The organism is Bacillus sp. FSL K6-1005, from assembly GCF_038000225.1.
Lineage (GTDB): Bacteria > Bacillota > Bacilli > Bacillales > Bacillaceae > Bacillus > Bacillus mojavensis.
This window is the reverse complement of record NZ_JBBOBP010000001.1, coordinates 2719014-2742568: the sequence shown is the minus strand read 5'-3', so window position 1 is coordinate 2742568 and position 23555 is coordinate 2719014. Positions and strand designations below refer to the sequence as shown.

Here is a 23555-nt window from a genome sequence, read left to right as displayed (position 1 = left end):
ATAACAAGGATGTTTGCTGGTTAATATTTAAAAAGGGTAAGTGCAACACTTGCCCTTTCTTTAAAAGTATAAAAAACTTAAAGACTAGAGGTGTAGCAATGAGTCGCATGAATTTGATATATGATCAGTATGTTGTAAAAGAAAAGCTGAAAAACGGTACAAAGTACGAGAAGTTAGCAGCTATTGTTTACAAGGTGTTGGAGACCCAGGACGTTGTTATACATGATATGCGTCTGTCTGGGGTGGGGAAAAAAACTAAGCACCAAATCGATATCGTCATTGAGAAGGCTGGGGTAAAAAAGAGGGTTTTGATTGAGTGTAAAGATTATGCCAATACTGTTGGCATTAGTATAATAAGAGATTTTCATGGTGCGGTTCATCAGATCAAGCCGGATGAAGCAATTGTGGTGACAACTCAAGGGTATACAAGAGAAGCTGTTCATTTTGCAGATGATGAAAACATTAAACTTGCAGTATTAAGAGAATTTGAGGAAACAGATTGGGAAGGCAGAATTAAGGAAATTCATATAACAATCAAAACTTTACTGTTTGATACCCCGCAGATATCCTTTATTTACGATGAAAACGATACTGAAAAGTTAAAAGAAGCATTAAATGGAAAAGACACATTACAGCAAGAAGCTGATACTCGGGCTAATTATTTTTACGATGCGAAGGGAAATGCAGTTTCTACTTACGAAAGTGTCCTAAGTCCTATAATAAATGGATTTTCAAGAATTAATGGACAAGAAACCACTGGACAATATATGTTTGATGAAGTGAAATATATTTATGTTAACGATACATTAATAGGAACGAAAGGATTCGACTATTCATTCATGTGTTATAGCGTAGAAGGTACAAGTGTGGTAGATGCAGGTGGTAAAATTGCATTGCTCCTATTGAAATATTTAGATGAGTCTCAGGAAAAAGTAATATTTGATCAGGATATTTCAAGATGGACTTTTGATAAAAAGGGTACAGTCAAAGAAAAATAGTTTATTTTTAAGCACCATTTAAATTGGTGCACTTGCCTTCGCTACGCTCGGTCAAGGTGCACGGAGCAATTCGATGCGCTCATGTTCCTTAAAAGAATGAGTGTTATAGGAAGAAGAATAAAGGGGGGAGCGTTAGCGACCCCCATCCACGAAGTGAGGAACGAACGGAGTGGATTATGAATTATACTCGACATGATGATCAATCTTATACGCTTTTAACTTTTCGGTCTTAATTAGATCATATACCGTAATTTTGCTCATTTGCAAAAACTCTGCTACTTGTGCCACTGTAAACATAATAATTCTCTCTTTTTCTTTTTAAGTATTAAAGTCGATCTTTTCGACAAATTCATTATAAGGATATAAGGACTAATTCTTAACAATATAAAGTAATACAAATTAAAAAATATAAGGTCGACTACAAATTCGCGTTATTTTAAAGACCGGTGTGAAAAATAAGTTTTATTTAATAAATACTGAAAAGGTATTGTGGATATTTCTTAGTAAAAATGAAGTTCATGCAAACCTTAGTGTTTGAAAATTCCATCTCTCAAATAAATGTAACTGATAAGCAATTTATCAAATTCCTTGTTAAAGAAAACTTTAGTAATAATCTAATGGATGTGACAATAGAAAATCTGGAATTTTTGGACGATTTAGAGTCAGAGTCATATAGCGGATCCTTCATAAACAAGAGCAAGATATATAAAGCTATTCTAAATTTAAATCATTTAGAGATTTTACATGTCAAATTTCAACTGTTAAGCTTTAACGCAATGGTACTTGCGGGCACCCAAATATGATTCAATTCAATAAGCATATTAGTACAGAAATATTATTTGAATTAATAACTTCTTTGTTAAATCAAAACGGAGATAATAAAATGAAGACACTACATATACTCTTAAGAAGAAAATGAAGTTCTAATTGAATTTCACAATGACGACCCTCAGCCTTGGAAAAAAGATAAGGGGCTAATCATAAATTTCTACAATACCTACTATTTAAACTAACCACCGATTAGTTATTTAAGAAAATGAAAGAGTATAAAGTAAAGTTCAAATGGTTAATTATAGAGGATAACTATTCTGAGTTTAATGATGTTAGTTGGTTGAAAGGAATTATAAAAGCCGCCCCGTCTTAAGATAACGATCTAAAAACTGGATTACCTAATATAAATTTTCACATATTAAAGTAGGATATAATTTTGAATTTTCCACAGAAGATTTTCTTAAGTCACAAGGGGATCGATAAACCAGCTGTACGAGAATATCATTATTTATTAGGTTTTGAACCATGGCTTGATGAGGATGCCATGGCTGCTGGTGAAGCACTTCATAGAGCATTGTTGAAGGGGATGGAGGACTCTTGTGCTGCGGTATTCTTCGTTATCCCTAATTATGTTGATGATGGTTATTTGGAGTAAGAGATTGATTATGCGATTACAGAAAAGATGAAAAAAAGAGAGAGATTTTCTCTAATTACACTTTCACTACCTGATAAGGAAGGGAAAAGGGGACAGATACCATCAATGTTACAGAGGTATGTATGGAAATCATAGAAACCCTGAGCTTAGCCTCATACGCTGATACATTCGCAGACTCGGAGGAATTTATTGTCGCGAGCTCGCAGCATGAACTGACTGTGATTGAAAAAGGGACATGGAAGACGAAGTATATTTCTTATCCTGATGATCTTGAATATGCTGATACCGTGTACTATGACAAAGAAAGCGGCAGTTTTTATGTGACGTACGAAGACAAAGAGGGGGAAGCGAACCTGCTTGAGTATGGGAAGGACTTTTCTTTTCACACATACGGCTTAAATTTCCCTTATATGGATGCAAAGTTTAAGGGGAGTCAACTGTATGTTGTTGCCCAGGAAGAACATAAAAAAGGCATTGGCGGGTATGTGGGTGTGTTTGATATCCATTCTAAGAAGATGCTTTATCAGTTTGATTTGCCTGAGGAACAGGTGAAGGTTCAGGATTTTATCGTGGTTGATTAGACTCCAAGGCTATAACTTAGAGTCAAGTTCTTATGTTTCGAGGTGAGTAAATTAACCAAATGCCACTTCAGCTGAATAATAGAATTTAAAGCTTAGTTTTGATTACTAGAAAATATTTTATAAAATATATTTTAATTCTTGGTTTCATGGTTTATAATGTATAACAGTCCTGTATTTTACAATTTTGATTGGTTTGATGGAGGTATTTGATAATGAAAAGAGTAAATCACTTGATGACACTAGTTCTTGCGGGTGTGATGGCATTTGGACTAGTATTCATTGGATCGGGTCATTCAGCCAAGGCTGTTAGTAAAACTACGAGTTTTACTTTTCATGCAACTGTAGAATCAAAATCTTATATTCACACATCAGAAAACTATAAGAATGTTTATACTACAGTTGAAATGGGAAGAACAGGAACTTGGGAAAGTGCTGCTTATTGCAAATTATATCTGCAGCGTTATACAAACGGTTCTTGGAAAACAATCGATACAGCTTCTGGAAATGCATCATATGGTAGAAAATTAAATGTTACATTCACAAACATTGCAAAAAAATCTGCATCGACTAGAGTGAAACTAAAACTTTATAATAATTGGGATCATTCAGACTATATGCAAACAGTATATTCTAGTAAATGGACTAGATGAAGAAAAAGCTCTCCTTTTTAAGAAGGAGAGCTTTTTTAATTACATTAATACGATCACCTAGTTTACCATTTTGGCGTTTGAATTCTATTTTAAAGTTTATTTAAAAGAAACATATTGTTCTAATATCTGATTTTAGATAAATAAAGATATAAAAACCTATAAATTAATTTAGCGATCATTGGGGAACAGAAGGATGAGCAGAGACAATTACATATAAATTGGGTGCGCTGTTTTTATCTATTTTACGAATATATATCAGCGTGTTCTGACAGCTGAGCTTCTGATAGGGATCAGGAAGAAACCGTGAATAAAGTGAGTTATACGAAGCCGACAGAGCAAGAGCAGAATGCGAAAACCGAATCATCTGATACAACTGGTACACAGAGCCCTTAGCAGGCATCGGAAAGCACAAAATCAGATTATCTTGCCAAACTGTCAGCAGATAGAAAAACACTATGATTATCAAATGATTGAGGATTACGGCTATAACTATCAAATGTGGGACGGATCGATGAATGAGATATTCGGAGGTTTGCAAAAGCAGCTTTCTGCTTCAGTCATGGTGGGCCTAAAAAGTGAACAGCGCCAATGGATGAAGGATAGAAATGCTACAGTTCAGAAAAGATATGATGAGGGCGTCGGTTCTTTATCCCGAGTCGTCCAAACGGAATAGCTTGCAAAACAGACGAAAGAGCTCTGTTACGATCGGTGAAAACGTATAGGAAATAAGTGACACGGGACCCTTCCATGGGGTCCTTTTTTGCGGAGAAAAACAAATTGACAGGATGAAAAAACAATTTCTTCCTTTCATATTGTTTTCAAAATTTGGGATTGATAGAATATGACATATCTCACAGAGAAGGAGGGAAGCGAGTGAAGCAAGCCATACCGTCTTCGCGTGTTGGTGTTAAGATTAATGAATGGTACAAGATGATTCGCCAGTTCAGTGTTCCGGATGCTGAGGTGCTGAAAGCGGAGGTGGAGAAGGACATTCAGCAGATGGAAGAGGATCAGGATTTGCTGATCTATTATTCTCTCATGTGTTTTCGGCACCAGCTGATGCTGGATTATTTGGAGCCGGGACAAACATATGGGAATCGCCCTACAGTGACAGAGCTTCTGGAAACGATTGAAACTCCTCAGAAAAAACTCACAGGCCTTTTGAAATACTACTCTTTATTTTTTCGCGGCATGTATGAATTTGATCAAAAAGAATATGTGGAAGCGATCGGTTTTTATCGCGAGGCGGAGAAGGAACTGCCGTTTTTGTCAGATGAAATTGAGAAAGCGGAATTTCATTTTAAAGTGGCAGAAGCGTATTACCATATGAAGCAAACCCATGTGTCGATGCATCATATCCTTCAAGCCTTAGACATTTATCAAGACCATCCGTTATATAGCATGAGAAGAATACAAAGCTTGTTTGTCATAGCGGGAAATTATGATGACTTCAGATGCTATGATAAAGCGCTCCCGCATTTAAGAAAGGCGCTGAAGCTGGCAATGGATATTCAAAACGACCGATTCATTGGCATCTCTTTATTGAACATCGCCAACAGTTATGACAGGTCAGGAAGATATGATTTGGCCATTGAGTACTTCCAAAAAGCGGCGAAAGTAAGCAGAGAGTCGGTCCCTGATTTGCTGCCGAAAGTCTTGTTTGGGTTAAGCTGGACATTATGCAAAGCTGGACAAAAACAGCAGGCGTTTCAGCTAATAGAAGAAGGATTAGAACATATCACAACCCATCCAAATGCGGGAGCCCACAAATTTTATAAAGAATTGTATCTGTTCTTACAGGCAGTGTACAAAGAGATTGTTGACGAACGCAAAATTCATGATCTTTTAAGCTATTTCGAAAAAAAGAACTTGCACGCTTACATTGAAGCATGTGCCCGCAGCGCTGCCGCTGTTTTTGAAAGCCGCTGTCATTTTGAGCACGCTGCTGCGTTTTATCGGAAAGTGCTGAAAGCGCAAGAAGATATTCAAAAGGGAGAGTGTTTATATGCTTATTAAGAAAAAAGTGATGATGTGTCTTGCTGTTCCCCTTATTTGCGGAAGCATTGCAGTTCCTTTCTTGACACAGTCCGGCGGTTTTAAGGAATCAACGGATCGAAACACGACGTATATCGATCATTCCCCTCATCATGTCATGACTGATCAGGATAAGAAAGCCCTTAGTTAGGGCTTTTTTTCTTGCTTTATTGGAAGTTTGTGTCGTCTCGTACTTTTAAACTACCGCCTTCCTTCTATTTCTAACGCAAGACACTCGAAACAACCAAACCATTTGAGGTATAATGGGTAAAGTGAATAACAGTATTTAGATTGATATATATGAAAGAGAGTGGAGCATCATGGGCCGTAAGTGGAACAATATTAAAGAAAAGAAGGCGTCTAAGGACGCAAATACGAGTCGGGTTTACGCAAAGTTTGGCCGTGAGATTTACGTGGCGGCGAAGCAGGGCGAGCCTGATCCGGAATCCAACCAGGCGCTGAAGGTTGTGCTTGAGCGCGCGAAGACTTACAGCGTGCCGAAAAATATCATTGAACGTGCGATCGAGAAGGCGAAGGGCGGAGCGGAAGAAAATTATGATGAGCTTCGTTATGAGGGCTTCGGGCCGAACGGATCAATGATTATCGTTGATGCGCTGACGAATAATGTGAACCGTACGGCGCCGGAAGTGCGTGCGGCGTTCGGAAAAAATGGCGGGAACATGGGTGTGAGCGGATCTGTCGCTTATATGTTTGACGCGACGGCTGTTATCGGTGTGGAAGGCAAAACGGCTGATGAAGCGCTTGAAATTCTCATGGAAGCGGATGTCGATGTCCGCGATATTTTAGAAGAGGATGACAGCGTGATCGTCTATGCGGAGCCGGATCAATTCCATGCGGTGCAGGAGGCGTTTAAAAACGCAGGTGTTGAGGAATTTACGGTAGCGGAGCTGACTATGCTTGCGCAGAGCGAAGTGACACTTCCTGAGGATGCGAAGGAACAGTTCGAAAAGCTGATTGACGCGTTAGAGGACTTGGAAGACGTTCAGCAGGTGTATCATAACGTAGATCTTGGTGAATAAAAAATGAGCAGACTGTCATGGTCTGCTTTTTTTATTGTCCGGGAAATTGTTTTAGCAGTTTATAGGCGGGTGTCTATACGCGCTGTAAGACCTTCTCATACGCTGGACTGTAACCTATGTGAAGGAGAGATTGGATATGACTGATACAAGACACTTCTGCTGCGGACCCGGTTTTGGCGCTTACCCAGGCTATGGTGCAGGCGGTCCGGGATTCGGAATGTACGGAGGCGCGGGCTATCCGGGCCATGGCATGTATACAGGGATGGGCCATCCAGGTTATGGAGGCGCAGGCAGCCCGGGTTATGGCATGTCTGGAGGATTCGGCGGCTACCCAAGCGGAGGCTATCCGAGCTCAATGGGTTATCCGAGCTACGGAATGCATTATGATAATGATGGACATCACCACCATTACCCTGATGGACATTACGGACACCATCAGGATGGAAATTATGGGCATCATGATGGTAACTATGGGCACCATCACCACCAAATGGGGAACTGGGGAAAAGACGGCCATAAATAAAAAGCGTGAAAAACGGACACTCTTGCTGATCAAGGGTGTTTTTTGTTTTTCTTTTTCTTGACTGTTCAGTCTGGAAAAGGTAATATCTTCTTGTAGGAGGTGATATTCGTTTGGGTAGAAATAAAGAATTCGATACCGCGCTTGTTTTGCGCAGAGCGATAGAGGTTTTTGGAGAGTACGGCTACGAAGGCACGTCGCTGCAAGAGCTGCTTTCTCATTTAGGTATTGCGCGCCAGAGTTTGTATGATACGTATGGAACGAAGCGGGATTTGTTTTTGTCCGCTGTGAAAACGTATCTTGAAGGAAAAAACGCGGCTGTTGTGGAAAGGCTCGAGGCGCCGGGATCTGTCAAAGAAGCCATTCGTGATATTTTTCAGGAGGGTGTGAATGCCCTGAAAGATCCTGAACGTTCAAAGGCGTGTTTTATCATCAACAGCGCTATTGAACAAATCCCGCATGATTCGGCCCTTGCCCGGTACTTTGAAGGACAGACGAAACAGCTTGAGACGGCCTTTTATCAGGCGCTGAGAAGGGCACAGGCTGAAGGAGAATTGAAGAAGCATCTTGATATATCGGCGCTTGCCCGTTATTTAAACCAGAGCAGGCTGTCTCTGACGTTTATCGCTAAGGTTTCTGCTGATTTTGACCAGCTTCAGGATTATGTTGAAGTGAGTTTATCTGTCCTTGATTGACTTTTTTTGATAAAGGGTGCTTAGCCCTTTGACGCATTTTTCGGACTGAATGGTCTAAAATAAAATACGAGGTGATGATCCATGATGATGACGGAATACGAAAAAGCATGTGACACACTGAATAAATTTATGCAATATATGCTTGAAAAGGATATGGAGAGCTGGACAGAGCTGTGGGATGAACATGCCGTATTGGAGTTTCCCTATGCGCCAGAGGGATTTCCGGAAAGAATTGAAGGAAAGGCGGCCATTTACGATTATATTAAGGATTTTCCTGATAACATTCATATTTCTGCGTTTACTGCTCCGACAGTGTATCGCTCGGCTGATACAAACACGATCATTGCGGAGTTTCAATGTGAAGGCTATGCGATCGCGACTGGGCTGCCTTACCGGCAAACCTATATCAGTGTGATTGAAACGAAGGACGGCAGCATTTTGCATTATAAGGATTATTGGAATCCGCTTGTCGTCAATAAGACGTTTGGAGAAACCATTGAAACATTTATACAAACAGAGGAGGATGAAAAATGATGAGTCACGATCAGATTCTAATTACGGGAGGAACCGGCACGACAGGGAGCCGGATTGCTAAACGGTTAATTGAGCAGGGTTACAGCGTTCGCATCGCGAGCAGGAAAAAGGGCGAGATTAGCAATGCGGAGTATGTATATTTTGATTGGAAGGATGAATCCAGCTTTACGCCTGCATTGGAGCGGGTGAAGCGGATTTACCTCGTTGCGCCGGTTGGTGTGTTTGATCCGTCTCCTTATGTGCTTCCATTTTTAAAGGAAGCAAAGCGGCTCGGTGCTGAACGTGTGGTGATGCTCAGCGCGTCCGCTGTTTCTGAGGATGGTCCTGTGTTTGGGGCATTGCATCGTGCAGTACGCGGGTTTCCGGAATGGGCGGTGCTGCGGCCGTCATACTTCATGCAAAACTTCATCAATGTCCAGCATCGCATGTCCATTCAAACTGAGGGGCACATTATCACGGCGGCGGGTGAGGGAAAACTTGGTTTTATTGATGCCGATGATATTGCGGAAACAGCAGTGCGTGCTTTGATTGACATTGTGCCTCATAATACTCATCATATGCTAACGGGACCTGAGGTGCTGAGCTACGCTGAGGCGGCGGAGATCATCGGAGCCATGGCGGGACGTCCGGTGACGCATGTCAGCATTTCTTCTTCCGAGCTGAAAAACAGGATGGAAACAGCGGGTTTGCCTGCGGATTACGCGCGCTTTATGGCGGAATTAGATGAAGCGATCAGCCATGGTGCGGAACATCGGGTAACGGATACAGTGAAGCGTGTGACAGGAAAAGAACCCCGTTCGCTGACTGAGTTTGCGGCTGCTCATGCTGCATACTGGAAACGCTGATCTCATTTTAGACTGAACGATCTAGAAAGACCTTCGGCTCTGCCGAAGGTCTTCTTTTTATCTATTGAGTTTAAAAAGACTTGCCGCGTTTTCGGTGCCGATTTTCATTCGGTCCGTTTCACTGATTGGACACTGGTCAAACCAGGAAGAGATTTCTTCCATCGATTCATACGGGTAGTCCACCGAGAATAAGATGCGGTCTGAGCCGACCTCTAACAATGTATCAATTAATGCCTGTGTTCTGAATACGCCGCTTGTTGTGAGGTAAAAGTTTTTGCGGAGGTATTCAGTCGGCGCTTTTTTATGGTTTCCATGGGTCTCAGGGCGCTGATGGCGCAGTCTGTGCTCGACGCGCGGCAGCGTAAACGGCAGACCCTCGCCTAAGTGTCCGAGAATTACGGTCAAATCCGGATATTCGTCAAACAGGCCGCTGAGAATCAGGCGGATGGCGTGTGTTGCTGTTTCAACGCCAAAGCCCCATGCTGAGCCGAGGAGGCCTTCGTAGCCTTCATAAATACGCTGCTGATTTGGCAGCGGAATACGCGGATGCAGATAGACGGGAACCTGAAGCTGTGCAGCTTTCTCCCAGAAAGGGCGTACCTGTGGCTCGTCTAAATATTGAGCGGTATTTTCGTCTCCTATATTACTGTAGCCGTTGACCAAGGCACCGACAAAGCCGATTTCGTTTACTGCCCGCTCCAGCTCCTTCGCTGCTTCTTCAGGATCTTGAAGCGGAACCGCCGCAAATGCTTTAAAACGGTCTGGATGTTTGGAAACGAAGAATTCCGCAGCGTGATCGTTCATTTGCTTTGCGAGTTTTACAGCTCTGTCAGGATCGGTGATGCCCTCAATACCAGGCTGTGTCAATGAGAGAATTGACGTTTGGATGCCGTTTTTATCCATGTCTTCGATCCGTTTTTCGAATTCCTGCAAGCGTTGTTGGACAGCGCTGAAATATTCATCGTCAGTAAAATTGTGACTTCCTGTTGCCGGAAAATCAGGAGATTCCCAGTGCTCTTCTAATGCGATTTTTCCATTCATGTCAAAAGGCTCCTCTCTTTTTCATGTCTGGTGTAGATCAGATGGAGTGCACTCATTTTACGTCACGAAGCTTCGTTTCAATAGGTAATGAACAATGTGTTTATTACTTTACATCATGTACAAGATGTAAGTTCATGGTACAGTAGATTTTGGGAAAAGGTCAATAAACAGAGAACGTGCAAACGTTTAGAAGAAGACATCAGCAGATGATTTGTCCAGAAGAAAATAAAAGTTAGACAAGGAGGTAAAAAATGTCTAAAAAAAATAAAGTAGATCCGAGAGTCAAAAGAACGAACAAATTTTTAAGAGACGCATTAATCGCACTGTTGAAAGAAAAAGAAGCCAATTCGATTACGATTCAGGAAATTACTGAAAAAGCGGATCTGACCCGCGGCACTTTTTATTTGCACTATCGGGATAAACAGGATTTTCTGTTTCAAAGCATGACGGAGGTTCTCGATGATTTAATTCGGCAGGTTAAACCAGAGACGCCGGTGGAACCGGTCATTATTAATGAGGATCATCCGCCTGTTTCATTTGTGAAGCTCTTTGAGTACATTCATGAACACGCCGAGTACTTTCAAGTGATGCTGAGTGACAGAGGGCTTCCTCAATTCAGAAGTTTGATGGCGGAATTCGTTCAGAAACGAATTTACGAGGAATTGCTTTCATCTATTGAAGAATCTGAGAAACAGCTTCAGATCCCGAAAGAGATACTGGTCAGCTATATCACTTCCGCCCATATCGGGGTGATTTGTTCCTGGCTGGAGAGCGGCATGAAGTACAGTCCTTTATTTATGGCGAATCAATTAACACGTTTAACGCTCTTGGGACCGCTCCGGATAGCGGGGATAGAAAAACAAATCAAGCTTCCTTATTAAGAATTTCAGTCATAATGACGCCTCCTGTCTCATACCTATTAAGGTCATTGTTATTGAGAAAGGAGGAGCCAGAATGAAGGAGATGCAGCCATTTACACCTGTTAAATCATACACGCCCTTTCACAGCCGTTTTGATCCCTGTCCGCCCATAGGGAAGAAATATTACAGAACGCCCCCTAATCTCTATATGACCTTTCAGCCTGAGCATATGGAGCAGTTTTCGCCGATGGAGGCTTTAAGGAAAGGCACCCTTTGGAAGGATCTCTATGATTTTTATGAAAATCCTTATCGAGGGGGAGACGCACATGACAAAAAAGGTTGATGCGGAATATTACCGCCAGCTTGAGCAGATTCAAGCAGCTGATTTTGTGCTTGTTGAGCTGAGCCTGTATTTAGATACACATCCTCATGATGAAGACGCGCTGAAGCAATTCAATCAATATTCCGGCTATGCAAGGCATTTAAAAAGGCAATTCGAATCATCTTACGGACCGCTTTTGCAGTACGGCAATAGCCCCGCGGGCGAGGAGTGGGATTGGAATCAAGGGCCTTGGCCGTGGCAAGTATAAGGAGGAATGCCTGAATGTGGGTGTATGAAAAGAAGCTGCAATATCCTGTCAAGGTCAGCACGTGCAATCCGACGCTGGCGAAATATTTGATTGAGCAGTATGGCGGAGCGGACGGCGAGCTGGCCGCGGCTCTCCGGTATTTGAACCAGCGGTATACCATTCCTGATAAGGTCATCGGCCTTTTAACAGATATCGGCACGGAGGAGTTTGCCCATCTGGAAATGATTGCGACGATGGTGTATAAGCTGACGAAAGATGCGACGCCGGAGCAGCTGCGAGAAGCCGGGCTTGGTGATCATTACGCGAATCATGACGGCGCGCTTTTTTATCATAATGCGGCGGGGGTGCCTTTTACGGCAAGCTATATTCAGGCGAAGGGCGATCCGATTGCGGATTTGTATGAAGATATCGCAGCAGAAGAAAAAGCGCGGGCGACGTATCAGTGGCTGATTGATATTTCGGATGATCCTGATTTGAACGATTCCCTGCGGTTTTTGCGTGAACGTGAAATTATACATTCTATGCGCTTTAGGGAAGCGGTTGAGATTTTAAAAGAAGAACGGGATAAGAAGAAACTCTTTTAACAGCAATGGGGGCTCCCTTTCATGCGTCCTTTTACATACAGACAAAATATTCTGTTTTTTTGTCGTTTGCTTGCATTATAATGGAGGTATGCATGTAAGTTAGTTTTGATCGGGGGGCCTTTATGTCATCTTTTAAGATTACGAAAGAAACAGTTGCAAATGATTTTTACGCCGGCCTGGCAGACCGTGAGGATGCAGAGCAAATAACGGGACTGCTCGTCCGTACGGCTGAATGGCTGCGGGACCGGGGCTCTGACCAGTGGAGCGGGCTGCTGGAGGGACATGACTCACATGATATTGTTGGCTCGATTGAAAGCGGACATGTATTTGTGTTTCAAAAAGATCAAGAGCTGGCGGGTGTAGTGATGCTTCTGCCTGAGCCGAGCGAATGGGACAGAACGCTTTGGGGAGACGAGGGGCACGAAGAGTCCATTTATTTGCACCGTCTGGCGGTCAGCCGCCGGTTTGCGGGAAATGGGCTTGGGGCCGAGATTCTCACATGGACGGAGACGGGTGTTGAGTATCCGGGGAAGAAGCGGATCCGTCTTGATTGTGTTGCTGATAACGACGCCTTGCATTCCTTTTACAGGCGAATGGGATATGAATTCAAGGGATCAGATGCCTCGGGGTTTCATTTGTTTGAGAAAGAACTGAACAAGTCAGAATAAGCGTCCTTTTTAGGGGGCTTTTTTGCCTTTTTGAAAAGGGAGGACAGGGCGGATGTTCTTTTTTTATGTGATGGCCATTGCGACGGCTTGTATTTCTGCTTGTGTATCTATTTTTCTGCGCTTGAGGATGCCGCAAAGAAAATGGCCGGAATGCTTACTGGCCGTGCTGATTGTTCTCGGTGTGATCACAATTTGGTGCAGCATCTTTTTTGTCGGCGGCTGGGATGGCATGGCGCTGGGCATGCTTGGGATTCATGTGATAGTCGGAGCGTTTGCCGGGTACTTGATCGAGACGGTGTTCCGGCTGTTGAAAAGGCAAATCAAGAGAAGGTAAGGCATTTGCCGTCTCAAATGATGTCGAATTTTTTACGGGGTGGCAGGAATTTTCTTTCGAGTGGAGAAATACATATTACTTTACAATGAAAGCGTTTTCTGTAGTAGGAAGGTGATGTTGATGATACATAGCCTGACAAATGGGCTGAATCGTTTTTGTACATGGGTAATGAGACTGGCTTATGTCAATGTGCTGTGGGTCTTGTTTTCTCTTGCCGGGCTCGTTGTGTTTGGGTTGATGCCTGCTACGGCCGCGATGTTTTCGGTGGCGAGAGAGTGGGCGAAGGGGAACACGGATGTCCCGGTGTTTTCTGTCTTTATCCGGACGTTTAAGAAGGAGTGGGGGGCAGCTCAGCTGTTGGGGCTCATTCTGGTGACGGCCGGCTTGTTTTTGTTTGCGGATATACGGATTGCCGCTCAGATGAATCAGCCTGTGCTGGTGAATGTGTTTATGAGCATCGGATTGATTTTCGCGTTTGTGCTGTTATATGTGTTTCCGGTCTTTTCTCATTTTGACGTAAAGCTCAGACAGGTGCTGAGCATCAGCTTTTTGATTGCCTTCAGCCGGCCATTGGTGACGCTGATGATGGCAGCGGGTGCGGTCGGAATGTTGTTTCTTGTGCTGTTTCATGTGACGTTTTTGCTGTTTTTCAGCGGCAGCGCGCTGAGCTTGTTGTTAACGAAGCTGTCCTTAAAAGCATTTATGTCAATAGATCAGCGTCAGGAGAAAGAAAAGGCGGCATGAAAGGAAGAGTCGCGGGCTGGTACAGGCGGATGAAGATTAAGGATAAGCTGTTTGTGTTTCTGTCATTGATTATGGCCGTGTCCTTTTTGTTTGTGTACAGCGGGGTGCAGTACGCTTTTCATGTCTATGATGAACAGATTTACCGCAAATCCTCGGAGGTGCTGCGGATGTCTTCTGAACGGATTGAAGACGAGCTGAAGAAAATTGAAGATGTATCGTATGAAATTATTACCGATGAACACATTCAGCGCATTCTCAGCATGCAAAACCGTGATGATACGTATGACCAGTATCAAATGAAGCAGGAGCTGTGGGATCAGCTTGCGCAATATGCCGGCGATGAAAAGTACATTGATTCGATTCATTTGATTGATACCCGCGGCTCAGAGTATTCCGCCGGAAGCAGTTCATCGGACCTTATGAAGCAGCAGCAGGAAGAGGTATTTGAACGGGCGAAAGCGCAAAAAGGCAGAAATCTTTGGATGACCCTAGGCAGTTCAGATCCTGTCCTGATTTCAGCGCGGCAAATCAGATCGTTTCATCAGCTGAGTTTAAATGGCTTGGGGATGGTGCTGATTCAAGTGAATGTGAAACAGATGATTCGTGATTTGCCGAAGGATTGGGGCGATTCGGTCGGAGATATGATGATCGCAGACAAGGACGGCAATCTGGTATATTCGGCCGGTGCATCGGTGCTTACGCCTGAGATGACAAAGCAGACGCTGCGGCATCCTGGTTATGACTTGGTAAAAAAGAATGGCAAACGTTATTTTATTTCTTTCCTTCAATCATCCTATCAAAACTGGAGCTACTACAATGTCATCCCCTTTGATCAGATGTTCGCGAAAATTTCCTTTATGAAAACGGTGATCGGTACGTGCTTTCTTTTGTTTTTTAGTGTGGTTTTGCTTTTCGGACGGAAGATTGCCAACAGCATCACAGAGCCGATCGAGCAGCTTGTATCCGCAATGAAATCGGTGCAGCACGGCGGGATTGAGGCGGGCGTGTCGCTGTCACTGCCGGAACACACACAGGATGAGGCGGGAACGCTGAACCGCCATTTTACCGTAATGATGAAGCGGATCAATGAGCTGATGGAAGAAAATGTGGAAAAGCAGCTTATTATTAAAGAAACAGAATTGAAGGCGCTGCAAGCCCAGATTAACCCGCATTTTTTGTATAACACGCTTGAGTCCATCAATTGGCTGGCGAAAGCGAATCAGCAGAAGCAAATTTCTCAAATGGTAGAGTCGCTCGGTTTTCTCCTGCGAAACAGCATTCATATCAAAGAAGATACAGTGACCCTTCAGGAGGAGGCGGATATTGTGCTTCACTATATGACGATTCAGCGGTTTCGGTTTGAAGAGCGCTTGAACTTCACACTGGACATCGCCGAAGAGGTAAAGCATTGCCGAATTCCGAAGCTGACACTCCAGCCGCTGGCGGAGAATGCGATTCAGTACGCGCTTGAGCCTTTTACTCGGCCATGCGCCATCCGCATTCAAGCGAAAAAAACGGAGGACTGCGTCTGTATTACTGTCGAAGATAACGGGCCTGGCATGAACGAACGTATTCTTGAAAAAACGGGCGGAAGAGGGATCGGGCTCTGGAATATTCATGAACGCATCCGACTGATGTTCGGGGAGCCGTATGGCTTACGCATTCAAAGTGAGAAAGGGAAGGGAACGGCGATTTTGCTGACTATACCGTGCCGAAATGAGGTGGTGTGATGTACAAAATACTGCTTGCTGATGATGAGAGGATCATTCTTGACGGAATGGCAGGGATCATTGAGTGGGAGACGCTTGGCGCTTCTTTAGTCGGCAAAGCGCAGAACGGAATTGAAGCGTATGAGAAGATTATAAACAAGCAGCCGCATATCGTTATCACTGATGTAAAAATGCCCGGTATGGACGGGCTTGAGCTGATCAAAAAGGTGTCAGCCGTCTGCCCGTCTGTGCAATTTATCGTCCTGTCTGGTTTTGGGGAGTTTGAGTACGCGAAGGAAGCGATGAAATACGGGGTAAGGCATTATTTGCTGAAGCCCTGCAATGAACAGCAGATTATCCGTTCATTAGAGGAGATCATCGCCGAGCTGAAGCAGCATGATGTGCGGAAGAAGAAAGCCGCCCACCTGAAACATGAGCTGAATCATATCCGTTCCTTTGCGGCTGATCAATACCTGGAAGGTTTGATCGCCGGTGTCACCCAACTGTCTCCGCCGCCTTCGCTTGCAGGAAAGATGATTCGCCTTATCATCGCAGAGAATACTCAGCCTGGAGATTCTGCCGCCAGAGAGGCGTTTGGTTCCGCGCTGACAGCTTTTTGCTGCAGCGGAGGACGTGCGGTGTTTGCCGTGGAGGAGGGCACGTCCGATCTGGAAAACAAGGCGGAAGACGGCTTGGCAGGCTGCCGGGTAATCATCAGCCGGACGGGGGAGCTGCGTGACGCAGGACAGCTGTTCCGCGAAGCAACTGAAACGGCCGGTGACCAAAAGCGGAGTGAATTGATTTCTAAAATCACCAGGCTTGTCGCCGACGAGCTCGGCAATCCGAATCTCTCTCTGAAATGGGCAGCAAAAGATATGCTGTTTATGAACCCTGATTATCTGGGGAAAATCTTTAAGCAGGAGACAGGGGAAAAGTTTTCTCAATATGTTACACGGGTGCGTCTTGAGCATGCGATGAAGCAGATGAAGCTGAGGCGGGATGTGAGTGTATCAGAAATCGCGGAAGAAATCGGGTTCGGTGATAATCCGAAGTATTTCAGTCTTGTCTTTAAAAAATATACCGGTCTGACACCGTCAGAATTCAGAAGAAAACAGGGAGGCGCTTCCGCAGGATAGCCATCTCTGTTTTTTTAACTTTCGCCACTGTTTTTTGAGTGTTTCGCCTCGTCACAACCCTTTAAAATAAAATGTAAGCACTTACATTAAAGGGGGGGATTGATTTGAAGAAGGTTTATTACGTGCTGCTGTCACTTGTATGCGTCTTTTTCTTCAGCGGATGTTCTGCGGGTGAAGAGGCGTCAGGGAAAAAAGAGGACATGACGCTCAGAATCGCATGGTGGGGCGGACAGCCGCGGCATGACTATACAACAAAGGTCATTGAATTATATGAGAAAAAGAATCCGCATGTCCATATTGAAGCGGAATTTGCGAACTGGGATGACTATTGGAAGAAGCTTGCGCCAATGTCTGCCGCGGGCCAGTTGCCTGATGTCATTCAAATGGATACGGCATATTTAGCGCAATACGGAAAGAAAAATCAGCTTGAGGATTTAACGCCATATATGAAGGACGGAACAATTGACGTCAGTTCAATCGATGAGAATATGCTTTCCGGCGGAAAGATTGACGGAAAGCTTTACGGATTTACACTTGGGGTTAACGTGCTTTCAGTGATTGCCAATGATGATCTGCTGAAGAAAGCCGGTGTTTCAATTCATCAGGAAAACTGGACGTGGAAGGATTATGAGAAGCTGGCGTATGAGCTGCAGGAAAAAGCCGGCGTATACGGATCTAACGGAATGCATCCGCCTGATATTTTCTTCCCGTATTATTTGCGCACGAAGGGTGAGCGTTTTTATAAAGAGGACGGCACGGGCCTTGCGTATCAGGATGACAAGCTGTTTGTCGACTATTTTGAGCGGCAGCTGAGGCTGGTCAAAGCAAAAACATCGCCAACGCCGGACGAAAGCGCCCAAATTAAAGGGATGGAAGATGACTTTATTGTCAAAGGCAAATCAGCCATTACATGGAACTACTCCAATCAATATTTGGGCTTTGCCCGGCTGACAGACTCACCGCTGTCTCTCTATCTGCCGCCTGAACAAATGAAGGAAAAGGCACTGACGCTGAAGCCGAGTATGCTGTTTTCCATTCCGAAAAGCTCTGAGCATAAAAAAGAGGCCGCGAAGTTCATAGATTTCTTCGTAAATAATAAAGAAGCGAACCAGCTGATTAAAGGCGAGCGGGGCGTTCCGGTATCCGACAAGGTGGCAGATGCGATAAAACCGGAGCTGAATGAGGAAGAGGCCAACATTGTGGAATATGTGGAAGCCGCGTCGAAAAACATCAGCAAAGCCGATCCGCCGGAGCCGGTGGGAAGCGCTGAGGTTATTAAGCTGCTGAAGGATACGTCTGATCAGATTCTGTATCAGAAGGTATCGCCGGAAAAAGCCGCCAAAACGTTCCGGAAGCAGGCCAACGACATTTTAGAGAGGAATAATTGACGGGAAATGGGGCTGACAGAATGAAAATAAGCCGGAGTAAGAGAAAAGACAATCTGGCGGGATATGCTTTTATTTCTCCGTTTATTATCGGCTTCTTCTGTTTTACGGTGATTCCAATGGGCGCGTCTCTGTTTCTGTCCTTTACAAGCTACGACCTGTTTACGGCGCCGAAGTGGATCGGGCTCGATAACTATAAGGAAATGTTTACGGGTGACGAAAAGTATTGGCAGTCGCTGAAGGTCACTTTCACGTACGTACTTGCCGGGGTTCCGCTCCGCCTCGGCTTCGCGCTTTTTATTGCCGTCATTTTAAACAACGCGGCAAAGGGAACAGCCATCTACAGGACGCTGTTTTATCTGCCTTCGATCATCGGCGGAAGTGTGGCTGTTGCCATTATGTGGCGCAATATTTTCGGCAATGACGGGGTCATCAATGCGCTGCTGTTTTTCGTCGGGATCGATCAAAAAATTCTCTGGTACCAGGACCCGACAAGCGCGTTATGGACGCTGATTCTCTTGTCTGTCTGGCAGTTCGGGTCATCCATGCTGATTTTTCTGGCCGGGCTGAAAAACATTCCGGCATCATACTTGGAGGCGGCCAGCGTGGACGGCGCAACCCGCGTGCAGCGCTTCTTTAAGATCACGCTGCCGATGCTGACGCCGATTATTTTCTTTAACCTGGTCATGCAGACGATTTCTGCTTTTATGACCTTTACCCCAGCCTATATCATCTCAAAAGGCGAGGGCGGGCCGCTTGACGGAACGCTATTGTATTCACTCTATTTGTTCCAGCGGGCGTTTAACTATTTTCAAATGGGCTACGCCTCGGCGATGGCGTGGATCATGCTGATCATTGTCGGGCTGATTACGCTGATTTTATTTAAAACATCATCATATTGGGTTCACTACGAATCAAAGGAGGAATAACGGATGGAGCCGGTCAACCAGCCTGTCAGGCAAGCCCCGGTGTTTGAAGGGAAAAAAGCCGGGCGCATCAGGCCAAAACGCATTCTGTTCCATGTTCTTACGGCGTCACTGGCAGTGTTATTGCTGTATCCCGTCATTTGGCTGTTTGTCAGTTCTTTTAAAGAAAGCTCCAGTATTTTCACAACCTCTCATTCTCTCATACCAGATCCTTTTATTCTCAGCAACTATGCTGAAGGGTGGAAGGGCATTGCGGGTCAGCCGTTTTTGACCTTTATTAAAAACTCGGCGATCATTGTCGGGCTGTCTACAATCGGAGCCGTCCTGTCATCGGCTGTCATTGCCTACGGCTTCGCGCGTATTCCGTTTAAAGGAAAAGCATTTTGGTTCGCCTGCATGATGGGGACGTTAATGCTGCCGCATGAAGTGCTGATGATTCCGCAGTACATTATGTTTGCGAAATTAGACTGGCTGAATTCTTTTAAACCGATTGTCGTTCCGCAATTTTTCGGGCATGCGTTTTTTATCTTTCTGATGATCCAGTTTATCCGAACGATCCCTGAGGAGCTGGATGAAGCAGCGAGAATCGACGGGTGCGGGCGCTTTGCCTGTTTTTGGCGGATCATTCTGCCGCTCATTGCACCGGCGCTTGCAACGTCTGCGATTTTTTCTTTCTATTGGAAGTGGGAGGAGCTGATTCAGCCGCTGCTCTATTTGAATAAGCCGGAGCTTTATCCTGTTTCTCTTGCGCTGAAGCTTTTCCTCGATACGGAATCAGCTTCAAACTGGGGTGCGATGTTTGCCATGTCGGCCGTCTCTTTACTGCCTGTGATTCTCGTATTCTTTCTGTTTCAAAAATATATCGTTCAGGGCATCAGTACGACCGGATTAAAATAAAAAGGAGTGTTGCAGATGGCACAGCTTATCTTTGATGAAGAAAAGGTCACATCCGTTATGGACAGAATTGTGAAACGGACATTTCAAATGGATTTTGCGTGGGATTGGCCGGGCGGCGTCGCGTTTTACGGCGTGGCAGAGGCGTATGAAGCGACGGAAAACGAGGAGTATATCAAACTGTTAAAAACGTGGGTGGATGAACAGCTTGAGGATGGGCTGCCGCCGCTATCGATCAACGGTGTATCGATCGGGCATACGCTTTTGTTTCTGCATCAGGTGACGGGAGATAACGTCTATTTGGAAACGGCTGGCGAGATGGCGGAATATGTGCTTCATCACGCGCCCCGCTTTGGGGAAGGTATTCTTCAGCATACGGTGAACTCGTCGGATTATGTGTTTCCTGAGCAGGCATGGGCGGATACGCTGATGATGGCGGGACTGTTTATGCTGAGAATCGGCCGTGTGATGGAGCGGGAGGATTATTTTGAGGACGGCCTGCGCCAGTTTCATGGACATGAGGACGTGCTGCAGGACCCCGTGACCAATCTGTATTACCATGCCTGGGACAACAAAGCGCAAAACCACCTGTCGGGGATTTATTGGGGACGGGCGAATGGCTGGGCTGCGCTTACGATGGCAAAAGCGCTCCCGCTCATCGAGGTGACGCATCCTTCTTTTATGATCATTGACGGATCGCTTAGAGACCAGTTAAGCGCGCTTGTCCGGCTTCAGGACGATTCAGGGCTGTGGCATACCATTTTGGATGATCCGGATTCGTATTTGGAGGTTTCCGCATCGGCGGGCATTGCCTCTGCTTTGCTGTCGAGCGGGAAGCTCTATACAAAATACGTACAGAAATCACTTGCCGCTATTTTGGATGCGGTGGAAGAGGACGGTCGGGTCAGTAAAGTATCCGCGGGCACAGCCGTCATGAAAAATGCGGAAGGATACAAACAAGTGCCTTACAAACGAATACAAGGCTGGGGACAGGGACTTGCACTCACATTTCTCGCTGATGTGCTGAGAACGAAAAAACGCGTGTATCAGTAAAGACGGCGGCGGGGGGAAAGGGATGAAAAAACAGCCTCAACAGAAAGAACGGGTTTCACGCTGGAAGGGAACGTATTTCAAAAGAAACTTTGTTTTCATTTTGCTGATTGCCTGTATTCCCGGACTGCTGACAGGCGGGGCCATCTACTTTTTGTCTATCGATAAGGTGGAGAAAGAGCTGCAAAAGTCGCATGAAACACAGGTGGCGCGTGAAGTCAGCCGGATGGATGAGAAGCTGGAAGGGCTTGAGCTGACGCTTGCCCAAATGGCATACGATTCCTCGCTGATGAACGGATTGGCCGAGAAGGATTTGGAGAAAGACTTTACATTCTCCTATCAATTAACGAAAAAGCTGTTTCTTTTGCGGGATCAACAGCCGCTGATTCAGCAGGCTTCTATCTTTCTGAACAGCCCCCGGCCTCTTGTGCTGAGCCCCGAATACAGCGCACTGACAGAACAGGATATGCTTCACAAATACCGCTCGCTTCTCGACTCCGATCGGAGTATTTATTGGAGCCGATCGGGAAAAGACGCCGCGCTGATTCAGCTCATTCCGGGTGCGGCTGAGAAACCGTTTGGCGCGATCATGCTGACGGTAGATCCGAAAGAAATGGAGGCGCTTCTGCAAAGTTTGTCTCCTTACCCTGAAGGCAGCGCGCTACTTCTTGATCAAAAGCGGGAGGTGCTTTTCCATGGAGGAGAAAAGGATTTTGAAAATGCTTTAATGAATGAGGTGAAAAAACAGCCTCGCCAGAAAGGCCATTTTCAGATGGATTGGAATGGCACGGTGTATTCCGTCTCCTATGGAGAAATGAAGCGAATGCACCAGAAGTGGACCTTTGTTTCTGCGGCGCCTCTTTCAGCTATCACAGCGCCAATGGTGTTTTTATCAAAGGTGATTATTGTGATGCTTGTCGTTTGTATCGGCTTGGCTGTGTGCATGACGTGGTACGCTTCGAGGAAAATCTATCGCCCGATTCAGCATCTGCTCGGACTGTTTACGGGAGGAGAGAAACAAGCATGGCAGGCGTCAGGTCAGGACGAATTTAAGTGGATTGAAAAGAGATGGAATGATCTTTCCCTTGAGAGCCGGAGGCTTCATGAGCAGCTGCTCCGGCAGACGCCCCATATGAAAAAGAGTTTTTTGCAGCACCTGCTTCAGGGTGACTTTTACTATGACACAGAGGAAAGCCTCAGATCGCGGATGGAGGATGCGGGATGGGACATCGGGGAAAACATATTTCACGTGCTTGATCTTCAGGTGACAGGGCTTCGCTGTGATAAAAGCATGTTCTATGCCGACGATGAACAGCTTGCTGTGTTTACACTGACCAATTTACATGAGGAGCTCGCGGCAAACCGGCGTTTTCAACCTTTAATTCTTGATATTGGCCGCCTTTCCGTCACCGTGCTTGTGATGAAAACGAGCGGCTCGGATCTGAAGGCGCATCTTTCAGAGCTGGCCCACATATTTGGTGCTGTCACGGGACTAAGCCTGACCGGAACAATGAGCAGGCAATCGGCCCGTATTAAGGATATCCCATCTTTGTTTAAGGATGTGAAAAGCGGCAAGTCCCGCAGATGTTTTGCCAATCGCCATCAGATCATCGATTTGCAGGATGATGTTTTTCAGGCTGAGCCATCCGCACCCTACTATCCTTTTGAACTTGAAAAACAAATCGTTCAGGCCATTCGGCTGGAAAGAAAAGCGGAAGCAGAGGAGCTGATTCGCTTATGTATGGCTGAAATGGCTGAAAAGGCGGTCAGCGACAGACAAGTGCATTCTGCGCTGATACAGCTGTTTTCCCGCATCCAGGAGGATATTCTGCATTCCGGCCTTCACCCGAGCGAGCTGTTCGGCAACAGGGATATGCTTCGCGAAATATCTGAGCTGCATGAGCCTGTCCAAGCGGCTGCCTGGCTGATGGATGCGGTTGTCACCCCGTACCTCGCCAAGCTTGAAGGCAGGAAAAACAGACAGCAAAAACAGGTGGCGGAACGTGTGATTGCGATGATTCATGAGCAGTATATGGCGGATCTTTCTCTTGAAAGCTGCGCGGATGCGCTGGGCATGAATTCTTACACCTTGAGCAAGGCATTTAAGCAAGTGACGGGCGTTAATTTTATTGATTATGTGACCCGCATCAGAATCGAAAAAGCAAAAGAACTGCTGGTCAATACAAATAAAAAAATTCATGATGTGTCAGAAGAAGTCGGCTATCGCCACAATTATTTCAACCGGATTTTTAAAAAGCAGGTCGGCATGCCGCCGGGAGTCTTCAGGCAAATGTATCAGGAAACGCCGTGA

General features: G+C 45.2%; 27 protein-coding genes and 1 pseudogene. 26 read left to right on the top strand and 2 right to left on the bottom strand.

Features of this window, described 5'->3' with window-relative positions; genetic code table 11:
- Positions 1 to 98 precede the first annotated feature (98 nt).
- Positions 99 to 998 (top strand): restriction endonuclease, encoded by a 900-nt coding sequence (locus tag NST16_RS14415; RefSeq protein ID WP_340887257.1) that lies wholly within the window; start codon positions 99 to 101, stop codon positions 996 to 998.
- Between the two features lie 174 nt (positions 999 to 1172).
- Here NST16_RS14415 and NST16_RS14410 read toward each other — a convergent pair whose 3' ends face one another.
- Positions 1173 to 1295, bottom strand: a complete 123-nt coding sequence (locus NST16_RS14410; RefSeq protein WP_340887255.1) for a helix-turn-helix domain-containing protein — start codon at positions 1293 to 1295, stop codon at positions 1173 to 1175.
- Positions 1296 to 2205: 910 nt separating this feature from the next.
- On the opposite strand from NST16_RS14410, the gene NST16_RS14405 reads away from it, so the two are divergent.
- From NST16_RS14405 to NST16_RS14355, 11 genes and pseudogenes are all read left to right on the top strand, one after another.
- Positions 2206 to 2424 carry a toll/interleukin-1 receptor domain-containing protein gene (locus tag NST16_RS14405; protein ID WP_340887253.1) on the top strand — a complete coding sequence of 73 codons (219 nt, stop codon included), beginning with the start codon at positions 2206 to 2208 and terminating at the stop codon, positions 2422 to 2424.
- A gap of 125 nt (positions 2425 to 2549) precedes the next feature.
- Positions 2550 to 3005 (top strand): annotated as a pseudogene (locus NST16_RS14400) (hypothetical protein); the annotation flags it as partial.
- Positions 3006 to 3217: 212 nt separating this feature from the next.
- Positions 3218 to 3655, top strand: a complete 438-nt coding sequence (locus tag NST16_RS14395; protein WP_010333279.1) for a hypothetical protein — start codon at positions 3218 to 3220, stop codon at positions 3653 to 3655.
- A 346-nt stretch (positions 3656 to 4001) separates the two neighbouring features.
- Complete coding sequence (locus tag NST16_RS14390; RefSeq protein ID WP_010333280.1) at positions 4002 to 4328, top strand: lysozyme inhibitor LprI family protein; 327 nt, start codon at positions 4002 to 4004, stop codon at positions 4326 to 4328.
- A gap of 200 nt (positions 4329 to 4528) precedes the next feature.
- Positions 4529 to 5671 carry a Rap family tetratricopeptide repeat protein gene (locus NST16_RS14385; RefSeq protein ID WP_340887252.1) on the top strand — a complete coding sequence of 381 codons (1143 nt, stop codon included), beginning with the start codon at positions 4529 to 4531 and terminating at the stop codon, positions 5669 to 5671.
- Positions 5661 to 5840: a phosphatase RapH inhibitor gene (locus NST16_RS14380; RefSeq protein WP_106021538.1), complete on the top strand. Its 180-nt coding sequence runs from the start codon at positions 5661 to 5663 to the stop codon at positions 5838 to 5840. Before NST16_RS14385 ends, NST16_RS14380 begins: the two co-directional genes overlap by 11 nt.
- Before the next feature lie 169 nt (positions 5841 to 6009).
- On the top strand, positions 6010 to 6729 hold the full coding sequence (locus NST16_RS14375) for a YebC/PmpR family DNA-binding transcriptional regulator (protein WP_010333282.1): 720 nt from the start codon (positions 6010 to 6012) through the stop codon (positions 6727 to 6729).
- 136 nt (positions 6730 to 6865) lie between these two features.
- Complete coding sequence (locus tag NST16_RS14370; protein WP_340887249.1) at positions 6866 to 7252, top strand: spore coat protein; 387 nt, start codon at positions 6866 to 6868, stop codon at positions 7250 to 7252.
- Positions 7253 to 7362: 110 nt separating this feature from the next.
- Positions 7363 to 7944: a TetR/AcrR family transcriptional regulator gene (locus tag NST16_RS14365; protein ID WP_340887248.1), complete on the top strand. Its 582-nt coding sequence runs from the start codon at positions 7363 to 7365 to the stop codon at positions 7942 to 7944.
- 81 nt (positions 7945 to 8025) lie between these two features.
- Positions 8026 to 8478 (top strand): nuclear transport factor 2 family protein, encoded by a 453-nt coding sequence (locus NST16_RS14360; RefSeq protein WP_168747136.1) that lies wholly within the window; start codon positions 8026 to 8028, stop codon positions 8476 to 8478.
- Positions 8475 to 9323, top strand: coding sequence for an NmrA family NAD(P)-binding protein (locus NST16_RS14355; RefSeq protein ID WP_340887246.1), 849 nt, complete (start codon positions 8475 to 8477; stop codon positions 9321 to 9323). Before NST16_RS14360 ends, NST16_RS14355 begins: the two co-directional genes overlap by 4 nt.
- Before the next feature lie 57 nt (positions 9324 to 9380).
- On the opposite strand, the gene NST16_RS14350 is transcribed toward NST16_RS14355, so the two are convergent.
- On the bottom strand, positions 9381 to 10364 hold the full coding sequence (locus tag NST16_RS14350; RefSeq protein WP_340887245.1) for an amidohydrolase family protein: 984 nt from the start codon (positions 10362 to 10364) through the stop codon (positions 9381 to 9383).
- Between the two features lie 251 nt (positions 10365 to 10615).
- Here NST16_RS14350 and NST16_RS14345 point away from each other — a divergent pair, with 251 nt between their 5' ends.
- The 14 genes from NST16_RS14345 to NST16_RS14280 all read left to right on the top strand — a co-directional run bounded on the left by NST16_RS14345 (position 10616) and on the right by NST16_RS14280 (position 23555).
- Complete coding sequence (locus NST16_RS14345) at positions 10616 to 11245, top strand: TetR/AcrR family transcriptional regulator (protein ID WP_326227720.1); 630 nt, start codon at positions 10616 to 10618, stop codon at positions 11243 to 11245.
- Between the two features lie 73 nt (positions 11246 to 11318).
- Entirely contained in the window at positions 11319 to 11567 is a 249-nt protein-coding gene (gene cotJA, locus NST16_RS14340; protein WP_010333290.1) for a spore coat-associated protein CotJA, read from the top strand.
- Complete coding sequence (gene cotJB / locus NST16_RS14335) at positions 11551 to 11814, top strand: spore coat protein CotJB (protein ID WP_268471450.1); 264 nt, start codon at positions 11551 to 11553, stop codon at positions 11812 to 11814. The genes cotJA and cotJB overlap by 17 nt, the downstream gene beginning before the upstream one ends.
- 14 nt (positions 11815 to 11828) lie before the next feature.
- A complete protein-coding gene (gene cotJC, locus NST16_RS14330) occupies positions 11829 to 12398 on the top strand; it encodes a spore coat protein CotJC (protein ID WP_010333292.1) in 570 nt (189 codons plus the stop codon).
- Positions 12399 to 12520: 122 nt separating this feature from the next.
- Positions 12521 to 13066, top strand: coding sequence for a GNAT family N-acetyltransferase (locus NST16_RS14325; protein WP_168747139.1), 546 nt, complete (start codon positions 12521 to 12523; stop codon positions 13064 to 13066).
- Between the two features lie 52 nt (positions 13067 to 13118).
- The gene (locus tag NST16_RS14320) at positions 13119 to 13400 is read left to right on the top strand and encodes a YesK-like family protein (RefSeq protein WP_168747140.1); all 282 of its coding nucleotides are present in this window, start codon (positions 13119 to 13121) and stop codon (positions 13398 to 13400) included.
- Positions 13401 to 13514: 114 nt separating this feature from the next.
- Positions 13515 to 14144: a YesL family protein gene (locus tag NST16_RS14315; RefSeq protein ID WP_326227719.1), complete on the top strand. Its 630-nt coding sequence runs from the start codon at positions 13515 to 13517 to the stop codon at positions 14142 to 14144.
- Positions 14141 to 15874: a cache domain-containing sensor histidine kinase gene (locus tag NST16_RS14310; RefSeq protein ID WP_340887238.1), complete on the top strand. Its 1734-nt coding sequence runs from the start codon at positions 14141 to 14143 to the stop codon at positions 15872 to 15874. Before NST16_RS14315 ends, NST16_RS14310 begins: the two co-directional genes overlap by 4 nt.
- Positions 15874 to 16989: a response regulator transcription factor gene (locus tag NST16_RS14305; protein ID WP_340887236.1), complete on the top strand. Its 1116-nt coding sequence runs from the start codon at positions 15874 to 15876 to the stop codon at positions 16987 to 16989. The genes NST16_RS14310 and NST16_RS14305 overlap by 1 nt, the downstream gene beginning before the upstream one ends.
- A 104-nt stretch (positions 16990 to 17093) precedes the next feature.
- Positions 17094 to 18377, top strand: coding sequence for an ABC transporter substrate-binding protein (locus NST16_RS14300; RefSeq protein ID WP_168747144.1), 1284 nt, complete (start codon positions 17094 to 17096; stop codon positions 18375 to 18377).
- Positions 18374 to 19303: a carbohydrate ABC transporter permease gene (locus NST16_RS14295; RefSeq protein ID WP_026014675.1), complete on the top strand. Its 930-nt coding sequence runs from the start codon at positions 18374 to 18376 to the stop codon at positions 19301 to 19303. The genes NST16_RS14300 and NST16_RS14295 overlap by 4 nt, the downstream gene beginning before the upstream one ends.
- 3 nt (positions 19304 to 19306) lie before the next feature.
- Entirely contained in the window at positions 19307 to 20197 is an 891-nt protein-coding gene (locus NST16_RS14290) for a carbohydrate ABC transporter permease (RefSeq protein WP_010333300.1), read from the top strand.
- A 15-nt stretch (positions 20198 to 20212) separates the two neighbouring features.
- A complete protein-coding gene (yesR, locus tag NST16_RS14285; RefSeq protein ID WP_286058909.1) occupies positions 20213 to 21247 on the top strand; it encodes a rhamnogalacturonyl hydrolase YesR in 1035 nt (344 codons plus the stop codon).
- A 22-nt stretch (positions 21248 to 21269) separates the two neighbouring features.
- Complete coding sequence (locus NST16_RS14280; RefSeq protein ID WP_340887233.1) at positions 21270 to 23555, top strand: AraC family transcriptional regulator; 2286 nt, start codon at positions 21270 to 21272, stop codon at positions 23553 to 23555.